Below are 15,989 nucleotides of genomic sequence, written 5' to 3' on the forward strand. Positions count from 1 at the left end.
GATCAGTGCTCCAGACGCTGAACGTTGGACAATTCCAGAACGCGACTCATTGCGTCAACCATGCTCGGATGTTCTATCAGATCGAAGCGCCAATGGTCACGCGCTTCGCGAATTTCCTGTTGGAAATCGCGCCCCTTGGGATAGAGGGCACGTGACCTACCGGGTTCGAGCCATGTTTCCGTAAGCTCCAGAAGCTTGACAAGCGGCGCTAGCGCCCGGGCCGACACCAGCGACGGCTGCAGCGCACCAACGGCGGCCTCGATCCGTTCGGGTCGAACAGCCAGATCGAGGCCGAGCTCCACGCCTGCGGATCGCAGGAAAGCTGCCTTCTTGCGGTTGCTTTCGACCAACGTCGTGACAAGACCGTGCGGCGCCCCGAGGATTGCGATCACAAGACCGGGCAGGCCTCCGCCACTCCCAATGTCAGTCCAGTCCCTCTCGTCGCGTCGAAAGCGCCACAACTGGGCTGAGTCGACAATATGCCGATCCCAAAAGTCGGTCTGAGACCCCGATGCCGCCAAGTTGATCGAGCGGTTCCAGCGACGGAACAGCCTCTCGAACTCGACAAGCTGTGCAAAAGTTTCACGTGAAACCTCACCGGCAACCCGGCTCAGTTGATCATACTGCTTCATGCCGCGACCGTTTTGGGTGTTCGCTGCAAGTGCGCCAAGAGCAGGGAAAGCCCTGCTGGCGTCATTCCCTCGATGCGGCCCGCTTGCGCGAGGGTAGTGGGCCGGACGGAGCCAAGCTTGGCCTTCATCTCGTTGGAGAGCCCGAGGATCGCGACGAAATTCATGTCCGGCGGTATAAGAATGTTCTCGTTCTTGCGCAGGTTATCGATGTCGGCGGTTTGCCGCTGGAGATAGACCGAATAGCCGGCCTCGATTTCGAGGAGGTCACACGTCGTACGGTCGAAGCTCGCCAGATCCGGCCAGACGCGTGTCAGATCTTCAAACGCGATCGTCGAATGCGCAAGAAGGTCATAGGCGCTCCGAACTTTGCCATCGGCATTGACCGGCAGATCTTTCCTGATTGCCTCAGAGGATGAAAGCTTTAGTTCGTCAAGTCGAGACTTCAATACCGCCAGTCGCTTGCTGCGCAGGGCGAACATATTCGCCCGCTCGGTGCCCACGACACCGATCTTCAAGCCAAGCGGCGTAAGTCGCTCATCTGCGTTATCCGCCCGGATCGACAGCCGATATTCAGCGCGGGACGTGAACATGCGATAGGGTTCCGTCACCCCGCGGGTCGTCAGATCGTCGATCATCACGCCGATATAAGCCTCCGACCGTGACAGCGAGATGAGCGCGGCCCCGCCAGCGCGGTTTGCTGCATTCATACCGGCAAGTATGCCCTGCGCCCCGGCTTCCTCGTAACCCGTCGTTCCGTTGATCTGGCCTGCCAGAAACAGGCCTGAGCAGGCTCGCATTTCGAGACTGGACGATAAGTCCCTGGGGTCGATGTGATCGTACTCGATCGCGTAGCCTGGCTGCACGATCTCGGCGGCGTGCAAGCCCTCCATGGACCGGATGAATTCGACCTGCACGTCCAGCGGCATCGAGGTCGACACGCCGTTCGGATAGACCAGATCGGACTCCAGCCCTTCCGGCTCCAAAAAGATCTGGTGGCCATCGCGGTCGCCAAACCGAACGATCTTGTCCTCGATGGAAGGACAATATCGCGGCCCGACGCCCTCGATCGCCCCGCCATACATTGCGGAGCGGTGAAGATTCTCGCGAATGACCTTATGTGAGACGTCGTTTGTCCGCGTTATCGCGCACTCGATCTGCGGCGTGGAGATTGATGCGGTCAGCGTGGAGAACGGCGTGGGTTCGGCGTCTGCCGCCTGCTTATCCAACGCGTCCCAGTCGATGGAAGATCGCTTTAGCCGCGGAGGCGTGCCGGTCTTCAAGCGACCAAGGCGCGCACCAAGGCGGGCAAGCGTCGTTGCGAGGCCGGTCGTTGCCTGCTCTCCCATGCGGCCGGCTACGGTCTGGTCCGTCCCGATATGAATGAGACCTCGCAGGAACGTGCCGGTCGTCAAAACCACCGCTCCACAAGCCACATAGCCTGCCTGTTTTAGATGAGCGCCGGCAAGCTTGTTGTCGCGAACCTCAAGATCGAGCACTTCATCGGCGATGACTGTCAGGTTCTCCTGCTCCTGAACCAGCTCGGCGATAGCGCGCGCATAGAGCTTGCGATCCGCCTGGGTCCTCGGTCCGCGTACTGCCGGGCCCTTGCTACGGTTCAGCAAGCGAAACTGAATGCCCGCCCTATCGGCAGCACGACCCATGATCCCATCGAGGGCGTCGATCTCGCGAACGAGCTGGCCCTTTCCCAGGCCCCCGATCGCGGGATTGCAAGACATCACTCCCAGATTCTCCGGGCTCAACGTGACCAGTGCCGTTTGCGCACCCATGCGCGCGGCAGCCGCGGCGGCCTCGACACCCGCATGGCCGCCACCCACCACAATGACATCAAAACGTTGATGCTGCTGTTTCACGTGAGTCATTTCCCTATGCAGAAACGTGAAAATATGTCGCCAAGCAAATCCTCGACGTCAATTGCGCCGGTCAACCGGCCAAGCGAATCGGCCGCGATGCGTAATTCTTCGGCGACGAGCTCGAATTCGAAGGTGCAGTTCGCCCGGTCGAGAGCGGCAATGCAGCTTTCAAGATGAGCAACATGTCGCTGCTTCGAAGGGACCGTATCGAGGATTTTGGTTCGCGAATCAAGAATTGTCGTCAGCTCGGCGATCAGGCAGTCGATACCGGCACCAGTCTTGGTGGATATTGCGACGACGTCCGCCGGACATGACCGCTGGTCGGATTTGCTATGAACAGGCAGGACCAGCTCTGCGTCCATTTCGGGTACTTGCTCCAAGCCGTCGTCGAGGAGCAGAACGAGATCGGCAGTTCGGGACGCGGTCCTCGCCCGTTCGACGCCAATCTGTTCGACCGGATCGAGGGTCGTACGAAGCCCGGCCGTATCCGTTACGCGTACGAGCCTGCCCGCAATATCGAGACGAACCTCGATGAGATCGCGTGTCGTGCCAGGGATATCCGTCACAATGGCAACATCGCGTTTCGCTAAATAATTGATAAGGCTTGACTTTCCGGCGTTGGGAGCGCCTGCTACGACTATATGGAATCCTTCGGTGATGACTTCAGCAATTCTATAGCCGTCTAAATGATGACGGATACGAAGCGCCAGACCATTGATCTCCAGACGTACGGCATCGCCAAACTCCGGCGGCACGTCTTCCTGGTCGGAAAAGTCGAGGTCGGCCTCGATGCGCGCCCAGATCGATAGAAGGTCCGCGCGCCATCCCTCATAGAGCCGGCGCTGAGCCCCGTCGGCATTGGACAAGGCGAGGCGCCGCTGCGCGTCCGTCTCGGCAACGATCAGGTCGGACAGCGCCTCGGCGGCCGTCAAGTCGATCCGACCATTGAGAAATGCGCGCATGGTGAATGCGCCGGCCTCGGCCGGTTCGAGGCCTTTCAGTTGCCCCAAACGGCGGAAAAGCGCGGCCGCAACGGCGCGGCTGCCGTGAAGCTGAATCTCAAGTACGTCCTCTCCGGTAAAGCTGGCCGGCGCCGGGAAATAAATGCAGAGCGCATCGTCGATCGGTGAGTCCGTCTCGTCGCGGATCGTCGACAGCACCGCGCGACGGGGTTCGAGCGTAGGCCGACCGGTGAGGAGCGGAATGATGGCCGGCACATGCGGCCCGGAGATGCGAACCACGGCGACGCCGGCGGGCAGGGCGCCACTCGAAAGCGCATAGATCGTCGTCAGCGAGCTCATTGATCACTCCAATGCGAAACGGCGGACATGAGCTGCCCGCCGGATCGATAAGCCTTCACTGGCAACCCCCGAAGAGGTCAGGTGTTCATGGAATCGAAGAAGTCGCCATTGGTCTTGGTCTGCTTCAGCTTGTCCATGAGGAATTCGATCGCGTCGGTCGTGCCCATCGGAGCAAGGATGCGGCGCAGAACGAAGATCTTCTGCAAATCCTGGCGCTGGACAAGGAGGTCTTCCTTGCGGGTGCCGGATTTGAGAATGTCCATGGCCGGGAAGATGCGCTTGTCGGCGACCTTGCGGTCGAGCACGATTTCCGAATTGCCGGTGCCCTTGAACTCTTCGAAGATGACTTCGTCCATGCGGCTGCCAGTGTCGATCAGCGCGGTCGCGATGATGGTCAGCGAGCCGCCTTCCTCAATGTTGCGCGCGGCGCCGAAGAAGCGCTTGGGGCGCTGCAGCGCATTGGCGTCGACGCCGCCGGTCAGGACCTTGCCGGAGGACGGAACGACCGTGTTGTAGGCGCGGCCGAGACGGGTGATCGAATCGAGCAGGATGACGACGTCGCGGCCGTGCTCAACGAGGCGCTTGGCCTTTTCGATGACCATTTCGGCGACCTGCACGTGGCGCACTGCCGGCTCGTCGAAGGTGGAGGAGACGACCTCGCCCTTCACCGAACGCTGCATATCGGTGACTTCTTCCGGACGCTCGTCGATCAGGAGAACGATCAGATAGGCTTCCGGGTGATTGTGCGCGATGGAGTGTGCAATGTTCTGCAGGAGAACGGTCTTGCCGGTGCGCGGCGGCGCGACGATCAGACCACGCTGGCCCTTGCCGAGCGGCGCGACGAGATCGATGACGCGGGCCGACATGTCTTTCGAGGTCGGAACCTCGAGCTCCATCTTGAAGCGCTCGTTCGGATAAAGCGGCGTCAGATTGTCGAAATGGATCTTGTGGCGGATCTTCTCGGGGTCTTCGAAATTGATCGTGTTGACCTTGAGAAGCGCGAAATAGCGCTCGCCTTCCTTAGGGCTTCGGATCGGGCCTTCGACCGTATCGCCGGTCTTCAGGGAAAAGCGGCGGATCTGCGAGGGCGAGATGTAGATGTCGTCCGGGCCGGGCAGGTAGTTCGCGTTCGCAGAACGCAGGAAACCGAAGCCGTCCTGCAGGATTTCGACCACGCCTTCGCCGATGATCTCGACATCCTGCGCCGCGAGCTTCTTCAGGATCGCGAACATGAGCTCCTGCTTGCGCATGACGCTCGCATTCTCGACCTCGAGCGATTCGGCAAACGCAATGAGGTCGGTCGGACCCTTGCTCTTGAGCTCTTGTAGTTTCATTTCCTGCATAGACGCACTCGGCTGGCGATGGGGGGAAGTCGATTAAGACGTAGGAAGGCTGCGGCGCGGATATGCCGTCATGAAAGAAGCGGACCGCGCGGCGAAAGGAAGGACTGTTCTCTTAGCGCTGCGCTTTTGAAAGCGCAAGCCGGGCATCCGAGCCTCAGAACGGCTTTACCACGACCAGGACGACGATGACAATCATCAATAGGGTCGGGCCTTCGTTCATCAGGCGCCAGTGCCGGGCCGACTTTTCGTTCCGGTCCTCGGCGAAGAGACGGACGGCCTTGGAGAAATAGCCGTGCAGCCCCGACATGGCGATGACAGCCAAGATCTTCAAGTGCAGCCAACCGCCCGAAAATCCGAAACCCTGCCAAGCGAGCCAGAGGCCGAGGACCCAGGCGACCGTCATCGCCGGATTGATGATGACGCGCAAAAGGCGCTGTTCCATCACCTTGAAGGTTTCGGATTGCGGCGTGCCGGGACCGATTTCGGCATGGTAGACGAAGAGGCGCGGCAGATAGAGCATGCCCGCCATCCATGAGATGACCGCGATCACATGCACGGCCTTCGCCCAAAGATAGGCCTCCGCCGGAAACAGGAGCAGGACAGCCGCGATCAGGACGAGGAAGACGCCAAGCGCGATGCCCGCCCGCGTGCCCGGCCCGGCCCTGTTCGTCGTATCGCTCACCGCGTCGCTCCCCGAACCTGCGCGATCATCGCCTCGACATGATCGATTGGCGTCGGCGGCGTGATGCCGTGGCCCAGATTGAAGATCAGCGGGCCGCCGGCGAGATTGTCGAGAATGGCCGCCACGCCCTCACGCAGCGCCTCGCCGCCGACGACAAGCCGCAGCGGGTCGAGATTGCCCTGGACGGGCCCCTTGGCCTGCAGGCGTCGTGCCTGGCTCCAGGGAACGCTCCAGTCGAGCCCGAGCGCCGTCACGCCCGTCTTCCCCCGGTAGCCCTCATAGAGCGCCCCTGCCCCCTTCGGAAAGCCGATGATCGGCACGTTGGGGTGAACCATGCGAACCTTGTCGACGATCCGCTTCATCGGCTGAACGCAGAACGCCTCGAACGAAGTTTCGTCGAGAACGCCCGACCAGGAATCGAAAATCTGGACGCAGTCGGCTCCGGCTTTGATCTGGCGGATCAGATAATCGGCCGAGCAGTCGGCCAGAAGCGCGAGCAGCTTTCGCATCTCGGCCGGGTGCCGGTAGCCGAACAGACGCGCCGGCGCCTGGTCCGGCGTGCCATGCCCGGCGATCATGTAGGTCGCCACCGTCCAAGGCGCCCCGCAAAAGCCGATCAGCGTCGTCTCCGGCGGGAGTTCTGCGCGCAGGCGCCGCACCGTCTCGTAGACCGGCGCGAGATGATCGTGCAGCGGGGACGCATCGAGCCGCTCGACCTCATGCGCCTCGATCGGCGTCATCAGCGGTCCGCGTCCCTCCTCGAAGCGCAGATCGCGGCCGAGCGCATGCGGGATGACGAGAATGTCGGAGAAAAGGATCGACGCGTCGAAGCCGAAGCGGCGGATCGGCTGCATCGTCACTTCGACGGCAAGATCGGGGTTGTAGCAAAGGTCGAGGAAACTCCCCGCCTGTTTGCGCGTTTCCCGATACTCCGGCAGGTAGCGTCCGGCCTGTCGCATCATCCAGATCGGAGGCGGAAAGACGCTTTCTCCCTGCAAGACCTTCAGCATCTTCCGTTCGATCGTCATTCGCGGCCTTTCCGTCGAGCGTCTTAAAAAATTAAAGAAATTTTTAAGAACTCTTATGGTTCTTAGAGTCTGTTGGAATCGGGGTTTCCCGCTTCTCCCCGAACGCGTGCGCGTCGGCCAGTGGTTATATCGCCGCAAGGGCAATTGCGAAACCTGTTGATGGTCAACGGGGATCGTCGAAATTTGACGTGCGAAATCAGTAGGTTGCCCTCGGCAATCCGGCACGCACCGATGCAACGCCCTGTGCAATTCGTCGGCATTGCCCACGCAATTTCCCACAAGCGCGATCTCGCCCCACAGTTTCGCGAATTGTGGAGAAACGGCCATCTGATACATTGGCCCGCGAACGGCCCTGCCGCTCTCCCGCTTTATGCACACTCGCCCACAGGGCAGGCAGAATCCCGTGAACAAACCCCAGAATTTCTTCCATCTCCACCTGATTTCGGATGCGACCGGCGAAACGCTGCTCGCGGCAGGCCGCGCCGCCGCCGCCCAATACAAGAACGCGCGCGCGATCGAGCACATCTACCCGTTGATCCGGACCGACAAGCAGCTCGAAAACGTCTTCGTCGACATCGAGGAAGCGCCCGGCATCGTGCTCTATACGGTGGTCGACCAGGAACTGGCGGCGCGGATCGACGCGCACTGCCAATTGCTCGGCCTGCCCTGCGTCTCCGTGCTCGAGCCGGTGCTGATGGTCTTCCAGTCCTATCTCGGCACGCCGGCCGGCCGCCGCGTCGGCGCGCAGCATGTCCTCGACGCGGATTATTTCCGCCGCATCGACGCGCTCAATTTCACCATGGAGCATGATGACGGCCAGTTGCCGCCGGACATCGAGGAAGCCGACATCGTCTTGATCGGCATTTCGCGCACCTCGAAGACGCCGACCTCGATTTACTTGGCCAATCGCGGCATCAAGACCGCCAACGTGCCGATCGTCATAGGCGTGCCGATCCCGCCGCAGATCGTCGGCGCGAAAAAGCCGTTGATCGTCGGGCTGATCGCGACCGCGGAGCGGATTTCGCAGGTGCGCCAGAACCGCGTGCTCGGCGGAGCGGGGTTCGACCATGGCGACTATGTCGACCGGCTTTCGATTTCCGAGGAACTGGCTTATGCCCGTCAGATCTGCCACCGGCATGGCTGGCCGATGATCGACGTCACGCGGCGCTCGATCGAGGAAACCGCAGCCGCCATTGTCGCGTTGCGCAACAAGACCCAGCGCGAGGAGGCGTTGTGACGACGAACATCATACTGGCTTCGGCCAGCCCGTTCCGCGCCAGGATGCTTGAGGATGCCGGCATCGAGGTGACCATCGAGCGGCCGTCGATCGACGAGCGCGCGGTCGAGCAGGCCGTTGCTGGCGCGGGGCTTCGGCCGGACGATCTGGCGCAGATCCTCGCCGAGGCGAAGGCCGTCGACGTCAGCCAGAATCATCCGGGCGCGTTTGTCATCGGCTGCGACCAGACCCTGTCGCTGGGTGAAGAACTCATGCACAAGCCTGCCGACATGGAGGACGCGCGCCGCCGACTCCTGAAGCTTTCCGGCAGGACGCACCAGTTGAACAGCGCGGTGGTCATCGCGCAGGACGGCGAGGCGATCTGGCGGCACGTCTCCGTCGCGTCGCTGACCATGCGCGATCTCGATCCCGGCTTCGTCGGCCGTCATCTGTCGGCCGTCGGCGATGCGGCGCTGTCATCTGTGGGCGCGTACCAGATCGAGGGGAGGGGCATCCAGCTCTTCGACAAGATCGAGGGCGATCACTTCACGATCGTCGGCCTGCCGCTTCTGCCGCTGCTGGCGAAACTGCGCGAGCTGGGCGCGATCGATGGCTGACATGACCCGGGCTTTCGTGATCGGCCATCCGATCGCCCATTCCCGTTCGCCGATGATCCACGGCCATTGGCTCGCCGCGCATGGAATATCCGGCGACTACCGCGCCATCGACGTCGCGCCGGCCGACCTCTCGGCATTTCTGGAGCGCGTCCGGCGCGGGGAGTTTGCCGGCGGCAACGTCACCATTCCGCACAAGGAAGCGGTCTTCGAGGCCGTCGCCCGCCGCGACGCGGCCGCAGGCGCCATCGGCGCGGTCAACACGCTCTGGCTCGAAAAGGGCGAACTCGTCGGCGGCAATACGGATGCCTATGGTTTTGCCGCGAACCTCGACGCCGGCGCGGCTGAATGGCGTCAGGCTGAGACGGCTCTGGTGCTCGGCGCGGGCGGCGCGGCGCGTGCCGTGCTTCATGCGCTGCGCGAGGCCGGTATAGCCAAGGTGACGGTTGCCAACCGCTCCGCCGCTCGGGCCGGCGAACTTGCGCTTGCGTTTCCGGGCGTCAAGCCAGCGGGTCTCGATCAGGCGCCGGCGTTGCTTGCGAGGACCGATCTTCTCGTCAACACCACGTCGCTCGGCATGAAAGGCCAGCCGTCGCTCGATCTCGACCTCGAGGCGCTCCCGGACCATGCGATCGTCACCGACATCGTCTATGCACCGCTGATCACGCCACTTCTGGCGCGCGCCGCAGCCCGCAATTTGAAGACCGTCGACGGGCTCGGCATGCTCCTGCACCAGGCCGTGCCGGGATTCGAGCGCTGGTTCGGCGTCAGGCCGGCGGTCACGCCTGATCTCCACGCCTTGATCGTCGCCAATCTCGAGGCGAAGCGATGATCGTCATCGGATTGACCGGATCGATCGGCATGGGCAAGTCGACGACCGCGCGCTTCTTCCGCGAGGCGGGCGTGCCGGTGCATGATTCGGACGAGGCCGTGCACCGGCTCTATGCCGGCAAGGCGGCACCGCTGATAGAAGCAGCCTTTCCGGGAACGGTGAAGGACGGCGTCGTCGACCGCGCGCTGCTCGGCAGTCGCATTCTGGGTGACGCGGCGGCGCTGAAAACGGTCGAGCGCATCGTCCATCCGCTGGTGCGTGCCGACGCCGACGCCTTTCTGGCGGAACATCGGGCGGCAGGCCAGAAACTCGTGGTGCTGGACATCCCGCTCCTGTTCGAAACCGGCGGGGAAGGGCGCGTCGACCGCATTGTCGTCGTTTCCGCGCCGGCCGATATCCAGCGCGAGCGGGTCCTGGCGCGGCCGGGGATGTCGGTGGAGAAGTTCGAGGCGATCCTTGCCAAGCAGATGGCGGACGCCGAAAAACGAAAGCGCGCCGATTTCGTCGTCGAGAGCGGCGGAGGGCTGGAGGCAGCGCGCGCGGCGGTCGAGGCGATCGTGGCGGAACTCAAAGGCGAAGCGGCATCCGATGCGTGAGATCATCTTCGACACCGAAACGACCGGGCTCGACCCGAACGAGGACCGGATCATCGAATTCGGCGGCATCGAACTCGTCAACCGCTTCCCGACCGGGCGCAACTTTCACGTCTACATCAACCCGCAGGGCCGGCAGGTTCATCCCGAGGCGCTGGCCGTTCACGGCATCACCGATGCCTCGCTTGCAGACAAGCCTGTCTTCGCCGGCATTCTCGACGATTTGCTTGCCTTTCTCGAAGGCGCGCATCTGATCGCGCACAACGCGAATTTCGACATCGGCTTCCTCAATGCCGAGTTCGGGCGGCTTGGTATAGATATGGTCGAGCCGGCGCGCGTGGTCGACACGCTGGCGATCGCGCGGCGCAAGCACCCGATGGGCCCCAATTCGCTGGACGCGCTCTGCCGGCGCTACGGCATCGACAATTCGCACCGGACCAAGCACGGCGCGCTGCTCGATTCCGAATTGCTCGCGGAAGTCTATATCGAACTGATCGGCGGACGGCAGGCGGCACTCGTTCTCGACGTCCAGACAAACGCGGCCGGAGAACGGTCCGACGGAAGTGCGGCGATCGAAATCCGGCCGCGCCCCAGACCGCTTGCCCCACGCCTCGGCGCTGACGAGATCGCCGCGCATGAGGACCTCGTGCGAACGCTGGGCGACAACGCGATCTGGCGTGTGGTCGACCCATCCTACGCGGCCGCCGCGAACGGGTCCTGAAACGAAAAAACCCGGCTCAAAGGCCGGGTTTTCCATGTCGTGATCAGCGTTTTGATCAGGCGGTGCCGGTCGGCTGCGCAACCTTGGCGCGGGCCTGTTCCTCGGCCATGCGGCGCTGGAACATCTGCGCGAAATCGATCGGGTCGATCATCAGCGGCGGGAAACCGCCCTGGCGGGTGATGTCGGCGATGATCTGGCGCGCGAACGGGAACAAGAGGCGCGGGCACTCGATGAAGAGAAGCGGCAGCATGTGCTCCTGCGGGAAGCCGTCGATGCGGAAGACGCCGCCATAGACGAGCTCGGCATTGAACACGACATTCTTGTCGACCTCGGCCTTGGCGTTGATCGTCAGGACGACGTCGAATTCCTTGTCGGCGATCGGGTTCGCATTGACGTTGACGTTGATGTTGATGCCGGGCGGCTGGGTGCGTGTGCGCAGCGATGCCGGTGCGCCGGGGTTTTCGAAGGAGAGATCCTTCACATATTGCGAGACGACGTTGAAGGTCGCTCCCTGCTGCGCCTGGGCGCCGGGCTGCGCCGCGCCGCCGCCGTTCTGACCATTGGTGTTTTCGGGCGTTTCGGCCATGTCGTCGTTCCTCTCCTCGTCCGGATGGATGAACCGGACGGCTGTTGCTCCAAGAAATCGGGCGTTCGCTAACATGCACGCCCGATCGTGACAAGTTTAGCGAGGCGGCAGGCGCGGATCGGATGGCGATCGCGTCGGCTGGTCTTCCTGTGCCGAAAGGTCGCTGTAATCATCGGCGTCGAGATCGACCACCCCGTCGCGGGCGCGGCGCCGTGCCTGCCAGGCAGCGCCGCTCTGGACCGTCGTGACGCGGATGCGCTCGCGCAGGAAGCGCCAGCCGAAATCGCGCACCGGAGGCAGGAAAAGGAGAAGGCCGATAGCGTCGGTCACGAATCCGGGGATGATCAGGAGGATGCCGGCGACGACGATCATCATGCCGTGCACGAGGTCGCGGCCGGGCGAGCCGCCGCGGTCGAGCTCGGCGCGGATGCGCTGAATGGTATGGAAACCCTGGACGCGCACGAGAATAATGCCCAGAAAGGCCGAGGCGAAGATCAGCCCGAGGGTCGCGAGGACGCCGATCTGGCTACCGACGGCGATGAATGTGGCGATCTCGACCAGTGGCAGGGCGAGGATGATCAGGGGAATCAGCGGCAATCGCACGATGGGGCCTCAAAAGCGGTTCGCCGGTATATAGGGAACACCTGTGCGCATTTGAATGCAGGCGACTTGCGATCTATATGCAAAAGATGGACGGCACGCTTGATTTCGTGCTGGAGGACTTAACCTAGAGCGCTGAGGGGCGTGCGATGCGCGCCGGGCGATCTGAAATGTTGATCAGGCATGGAAACGGCCGGCCGACCGGCCAGCATCGTTTCCGGGCTTCAGTGTAACGACGAACAGGGTCTTGGCGGACGATATGGAATTTTTCGATTTCGGAACCATCTTCTTCCTCGTCGCCGCCGCGGTGATCTTTTACCAGTTGCGCAGCGTGCTCGGCCGACGGACAGGCAACGAGCGTCCGCCGCAAGATCCCTATACGCGCCCCGACGCCGACAAGCAGGCGGCGCCCGAAAACGTCGTCTCGCTGCCGCGCCGGCGCATGGGCGACGCGCCGCCCGCGCCTGATTTCGCGGCGATCGACGCCATCGCGCCGGAAGGCACGCCCGTCAACAACGGCCTGCGCGCCATTCGCCAGGCCGATCCGAGCTTCGATCCCAAGCAGTTCGTCGACGGTGCCAAGATGGCCTACGAAATGATCGTCATGGCCTATGCGGACGGCGACCGCAGGACATTGAAGAATCTTCTGTCGCGCGAGGTCCATGACGGCTTCGTGCAGGCGATCTCCGACCGCGAGACGCGCAACGAGAAGGTGCAGTCGTCCTTTGTCGGCATCGACAAGGCCGATATCGTCGCCGCCGAGCAGAAGGGCTCCGAGGCGCACATCACGCTGCGCATCGTCAGCGAACTCATTTCGGCCACGCGCAACGCCTCGGGCGAGGTGATCGACGGCGATCCGGAGACGGTGGTCGAGGTCAAGGACGTCTGGACCTTCGCCCGCGACACGCGCTCGCGAGATCCGAACTGGAAGCTGGTCGCGACCGAAGCGGAAGAATAGGACCGGGTCTGCTGGCATGGACACGCCGGCTGCCCTCGATTTCCTGAAATTCGACGACATTGCCGATTGGCGGCGCGACGACCATCGCGCCGCCTTCGACGCATTTCGCCGCTCGGCGTTCCGCCATCTCGAAAAGCCCTACAAGACCGGCGCGTTCGGCATTTCCGCCGATGATCTTGGGACCGCCTTCGCGGCCGCGCGCGACGGTGTCGACGACGCCCGAGGGTTCTTCGAACGGCATTTCCGCCCGGCGCGCATCGTCGCCGAGGGTTTCGTGACCGGGTTCTACGAGCCGGTGGTCGAGGCGAGCCCGGCGCGGACGGAACGATTTCGCTATCCGATCCTGTCGCGGCCGGCGGAACTCGTCGATATCGATGATGAAAATCGCCCGGTGGGCTGGGACGCCGGCATCGCCTTCGGCAGGCAGACGGCCGGTGGCATCGTGCCGTTCTTCGATCGCGGCGAGATCGAGCGCGGTGCGCTTGACGGGCGCGGGCTGGAGATCGCGTGGCTCGCGGACAAGGTCGACCTGTTCTTCATCCACGTCCAGGGCGCGGCGCGGTTGGTGATGACGGACGGCAGCGAAAGGCGGGTCACTTACGCCGCGAAATCCGGCCATTCCTTCTCCGGACCAGGCAAAATCCTCGCAGATCTCGGCGAAATTCCGCTGAAAGACGTCACGATGCAGTCGATTCGAGCCTGGTTTGCTGCCAATCCGGGCCGAATTGACGAGATTTTGTGGCAAAATCGCTCGTACATTTTCTTCAAGGATGCCCCCGTCCCCGACCCGGCGCTCGGCCCGATCGCGGCCGCGAAGGTGCCGCTGACGGCGGGGCGGTCGCTCGCCGTTGATCGCAGGCTGCATACATTCGCGACGCCCTTCTTCGTCGAGGCGCCCGAGATGGATTTCGCGCGGCTGATGATCGCGCAGGATACCGGTTCGGCGATCGTCGGTCCGGCGCGGGGCGATATTTTCTGCGGTTCGGGCGACGCGGCGGGGGAGGTCGCCGGCGTCATCAAGCACGCAGCGAACTTCATCATGCTGGTGCCGGAGCCGCGGGAATGACGCGCCGTGCCAAGGGGTTGAGTCGGGAGGACCGTCAGCTCTGGTCGAAGGTCGCGCGCTCCGTCGCGCCGATGCCCGGCAAGAGCTTTCCGGACGAAATGGAGGATGCGCTCGCCGCTTCCGAGGAGAAGGCATCGCCGGCCCTGCCGCCGGTGATCGCCGAGGCGAAGCACCAAGCGGAAATCCTGCGCCGCGAACCGTCGCAGCGGCCGGTGATCGACCGGCCGACGAAGAAGAAGCTCGCCAAGGGGCGGCTCGCGATCGAGGGCAAGGTCGACCTCCACGGCATGACTTTGGGCGAGGCCCATGGCGTCCTGCTCGCCTTCCTGCACAATGCCTATGCGCAGGGGCGGCGGCATGTTCTGGTGGTGACGGGAAAGGGCTCGTCCATGGGCAGCGACGGCGTGCTGCGCCGGCAGGTGCCGCAATGGTTCGCGACGCCGGCCTTTCGCGGCCTCGTTTCCGCGCATGAGGATGCGGCGCGCCACCATGGCGGGCAGGGTGCGATGTATGTGCGCCTGCGCCGGCGGCCCGGGGACGCGACATGACGCCCTTCGGCAAGAAGGTGCGTGCGATGCGCACCGAGCGCGGCATCGCGCAAAAGGAGATGGCGGCGGCGATCGGCGTCAGCCCGGCCTATCTCTCGGCGCTGGAGCATGGAAGGCGCGGCGTGCCGAACTGGGCGATGGTGCAGAAGATCATCGGCTTCTTCAACGTGATCTGGGACGAGGCGGAAGCGCTCGAGGACCTCGCCCGGCGCTCCGACCCGCGCGTCACGGTCGCTACCGCCGGGCTGTCGCCCGAGGCGACCTTGCTTGCCAACAGGCTGGCGGCACAGATTTCGATGCTGTCGCCCGACGATATCGAGCAGATCGTCGCACTGCTCGACGAAATCGATCAGAAGAGCGCTTCGAGATCTTCCAGCCGGTCGTTGACCAGCCAGCCATAATAGTTTTCTTCGGGCAGGCGCGGAGCTTCGCCGCGGGCGGCACGTTGGGCATTGTCGCGCTTGAGCCGATAGGCGCGCTGCTCGGGGTTCCCGACATTGTAGAGCGTCGCCGTAATCCCCGGATTGCCCGATATGTCGAAGCCGGCGAGCCGCCTGTAGGCGTCGATCGACGTCTTCAGTGTCGCCGCGACATAGGCGAGCGTCAGGTCCGGGTCCATGATGGTGCGGTAGACCGCCTGCGGGTCCGAGGCGTCGAGCTTCGGCAGGCCCGAGACCTGATGGACGAGATCGCTCATCTGCAGGGCCGTGAGCGGATTGAGCTGGCCGATGCCGAAGGTCTGGCCGGCATAGAAGGGCTGGAAGAAGACCGCGCCGAAGCGATTGTCCGGGTAGGAGTTGCCCTCGACGGACCGGCCGCGGAAGTCGCGCTCCCAGACCATCTCGCGGCAGGACCAAAGATCGTAGCTGTCGGCGGCGACGGCATTGCATTCGGCAAATTCGGGCCGCCCGACGAATGTGGCGATGTTTTCTCCGCCATGGGCGAACTGGAAGCTGGTCGACAGGTAGGAGACCGCCTTGACGTAATAGGTCTGCAGCCGGTCGTAGGCGTCGACATTGTAGGTGTGCTCGCCGATGATGGCGCCCGCCATGTGAACGGGATCGATGCCGTAGCGCGCGGACACCTGGCGAATCTTCGCCCGCAGCGATTCGTCCTGCTGGAAGAGCCGCAGCACGCGCTGGTATTTCGCTTCATAGGTGGTCGACAGCGCCCGGGTGCGACTGGCGGAGCCGCCCGGAACGGCAGGCTGCTCGGCATTGCGATTGCCGGGCGGGACCTTCGTCACGGCATGCGCTTCGCCAACGCCAAGCGCGAGCGACAGCGAAACGAGAAGTCCGGCAAATGCTTTCATGAGATTCGGGGCCTCGGCCAAAGCGCCGCGAACATAGTGAGCGGCTATCGGCCCGTCGAGCGCAGATTGCGCCCGCCGGACCTTGC

The 15,989-nt window shown here is 63.3% G+C and carries 18 protein-coding genes; 9 read left to right on the plus strand and 9 right to left on the minus strand.

Going from position 1 to position 15,989, the window contains the following annotated elements; genetic code table 11:
• Positions 1-2: 2 nt before the first annotated feature.
• The 6 genes from rsmG to hemE all read right to left on the minus strand — a co-directional run bounded on the left by rsmG (position 3) and on the right by hemE (position 6,857).
• A complete protein-coding gene (gene rsmG, locus ACT6QU_RS07170) occupies positions 3-632 on the minus strand; it encodes a 16S rRNA (guanine(527)-N(7))-methyltransferase RsmG (RefSeq protein ID WP_444563499.1) in 630 nt (209 codons plus the stop codon).
• Positions 629-2,503: a tRNA uridine-5-carboxymethylaminomethyl(34) synthesis enzyme MnmG gene (gene mnmG, locus ACT6QU_RS07175; RefSeq protein ID WP_444563500.1), complete on the minus strand. Its 1,875-nt coding sequence runs from the start codon at positions 2,501-2,503 to the stop codon at positions 629-631. The genes rsmG and mnmG overlap by 4 nt, the downstream gene beginning before the upstream one ends.
• 5 nt (positions 2,504-2,508) lie before the next feature.
• Positions 2,509-3,804: a tRNA uridine-5-carboxymethylaminomethyl(34) synthesis GTPase MnmE gene (gene mnmE, locus ACT6QU_RS07180; protein WP_444563501.1), complete on the minus strand. Its 1,296-nt coding sequence runs from the start codon at positions 3,802-3,804 to the stop codon at positions 2,509-2,511.
• 77 nt (positions 3,805-3,881) lie between these two features.
• Entirely contained in the window at positions 3,882-5,147 is a 1,266-nt protein-coding gene (rho, locus tag ACT6QU_RS07185; protein ID WP_024588216.1) for a transcription termination factor Rho, read from the minus strand.
• A 154-nt stretch (positions 5,148-5,301) separates the two neighbouring features.
• Positions 5,302-5,829 (minus strand): protoporphyrinogen oxidase HemJ, encoded by a 528-nt coding sequence (gene hemJ / locus ACT6QU_RS07190; protein ID WP_444563502.1) that lies wholly within the window; start codon positions 5,827-5,829, stop codon positions 5,302-5,304.
• Complete coding sequence (gene hemE / locus ACT6QU_RS07195; RefSeq protein ID WP_444563503.1) at positions 5,826-6,857, minus strand: uroporphyrinogen decarboxylase; 1,032 nt, start codon at positions 6,855-6,857, stop codon at positions 5,826-5,828. The genes hemJ and hemE overlap by 4 nt, the downstream gene beginning before the upstream one ends.
• 370 nt (positions 6,858-7,227) lie before the next feature.
• Here hemE and ACT6QU_RS07200 point away from each other — a divergent pair, with 370 nt between their 5' ends.
• Genes ACT6QU_RS07200 through dnaQ form a run of 5 tightly spaced genes read left to right on the plus strand, consistent with a single transcriptional unit; the run spans position 7,228 to position 10,833 of the window.
• The gene (locus ACT6QU_RS07200; protein ID WP_444563504.1) at positions 7,228-8,094 is read left to right on the plus strand and encodes a pyruvate, water dikinase regulatory protein; all 867 of its coding nucleotides are present in this window, start codon (positions 7,228-7,230) and stop codon (positions 8,092-8,094) included.
• Positions 8,091-8,690 (plus strand): Maf-like protein, encoded by a 600-nt coding sequence (locus ACT6QU_RS07205; protein ID WP_444563505.1) that lies wholly within the window; start codon positions 8,091-8,093, stop codon positions 8,688-8,690. The genes ACT6QU_RS07200 and ACT6QU_RS07205 overlap by 4 nt, the downstream gene beginning before the upstream one ends.
• A complete protein-coding gene (locus ACT6QU_RS07210; RefSeq protein WP_444563506.1) occupies positions 8,683-9,519 on the plus strand; it encodes a shikimate dehydrogenase in 837 nt (278 codons plus the stop codon). The genes ACT6QU_RS07205 and ACT6QU_RS07210 overlap by 8 nt, the downstream gene beginning before the upstream one ends.
• Positions 9,516-10,115: a dephospho-CoA kinase gene (gene coaE, locus ACT6QU_RS07215; protein ID WP_444563507.1), complete on the plus strand. Its 600-nt coding sequence runs from the start codon at positions 9,516-9,518 to the stop codon at positions 10,113-10,115. Before ACT6QU_RS07210 ends, coaE begins: the two co-directional genes overlap by 4 nt.
• On the plus strand, positions 10,108-10,833 hold the full coding sequence (dnaQ, locus tag ACT6QU_RS07220; protein WP_444563508.1) for a DNA polymerase III subunit epsilon: 726 nt from the start codon (positions 10,108-10,110) through the stop codon (positions 10,831-10,833). Before coaE ends, dnaQ begins: the two co-directional genes overlap by 8 nt.
• A gap of 55 nt (positions 10,834-10,888) precedes the next feature.
• On the opposite strand, the gene secB is transcribed toward dnaQ, so the two are convergent.
• Both secB and ACT6QU_RS07230 read right to left on the minus strand, forming a co-directional pair.
• Positions 10,889-11,419: a protein-export chaperone SecB gene (secB, locus tag ACT6QU_RS07225; protein WP_024588208.1), complete on the minus strand. Its 531-nt coding sequence runs from the start codon at positions 11,417-11,419 to the stop codon at positions 10,889-10,891.
• Positions 11,420-11,515: 96 nt separating this feature from the next.
• Positions 11,516-12,022 carry an FxsA family protein gene (locus tag ACT6QU_RS07230; RefSeq protein ID WP_444563509.1) on the minus strand — a complete coding sequence of 169 codons (507 nt, stop codon included), beginning with the start codon at positions 12,020-12,022 and terminating at the stop codon, positions 11,516-11,518.
• Between the two features lie 256 nt (positions 12,023-12,278).
• Here ACT6QU_RS07230 and ACT6QU_RS07235 point away from each other — a divergent pair, with 256 nt between their 5' ends.
• Genes ACT6QU_RS07235 through ACT6QU_RS07250 form a run of 4 tightly spaced genes read left to right on the plus strand, consistent with a single transcriptional unit; the run spans position 12,279 to position 14,992 of the window.
• Complete coding sequence (locus tag ACT6QU_RS07235) at positions 12,279-12,977, plus strand: Tim44/TimA family putative adaptor protein (protein WP_024588206.1); 699 nt, start codon at positions 12,279-12,281, stop codon at positions 12,975-12,977.
• Between the two features lie 16 nt (positions 12,978-12,993).
• The gene (gene mltA, locus ACT6QU_RS07240; RefSeq protein ID WP_444563510.1) at positions 12,994-14,043 is read left to right on the plus strand and encodes a murein transglycosylase A; all 1,050 of its coding nucleotides are present in this window, start codon (positions 12,994-12,996) and stop codon (positions 14,041-14,043) included.
• Positions 14,040-14,591 carry a Smr/MutS family protein gene (locus ACT6QU_RS07245; protein WP_444563511.1) on the plus strand — a complete coding sequence of 184 codons (552 nt, stop codon included), beginning with the start codon at positions 14,040-14,042 and terminating at the stop codon, positions 14,589-14,591. Before mltA ends, ACT6QU_RS07245 begins: the two co-directional genes overlap by 4 nt.
• Complete coding sequence (locus tag ACT6QU_RS07250; protein WP_444563512.1) at positions 14,588-14,992, plus strand: helix-turn-helix domain-containing protein; 405 nt, start codon at positions 14,588-14,590, stop codon at positions 14,990-14,992. Before ACT6QU_RS07245 ends, ACT6QU_RS07250 begins: the two co-directional genes overlap by 4 nt.
• On the opposite strand, the gene ACT6QU_RS07255 is transcribed toward ACT6QU_RS07250, so the two are convergent.
• Complete coding sequence (locus ACT6QU_RS07255) at positions 14,941-15,903, minus strand: DUF1402 family protein (RefSeq protein WP_444563513.1); 963 nt, start codon at positions 15,901-15,903, stop codon at positions 14,941-14,943. The genes ACT6QU_RS07250 and ACT6QU_RS07255 overlap by 52 nt on opposite strands.
• Positions 15,904-15,989: the final 86 nt, after the last annotated feature.

The organism is Aliihoeflea sp. (assembly GCF_052435475.1).
In the GTDB taxonomy this organism is placed as follows: domain Bacteria; phylum Pseudomonadota; class Alphaproteobacteria; order Rhizobiales; family Rhizobiaceae; genus Aliihoeflea.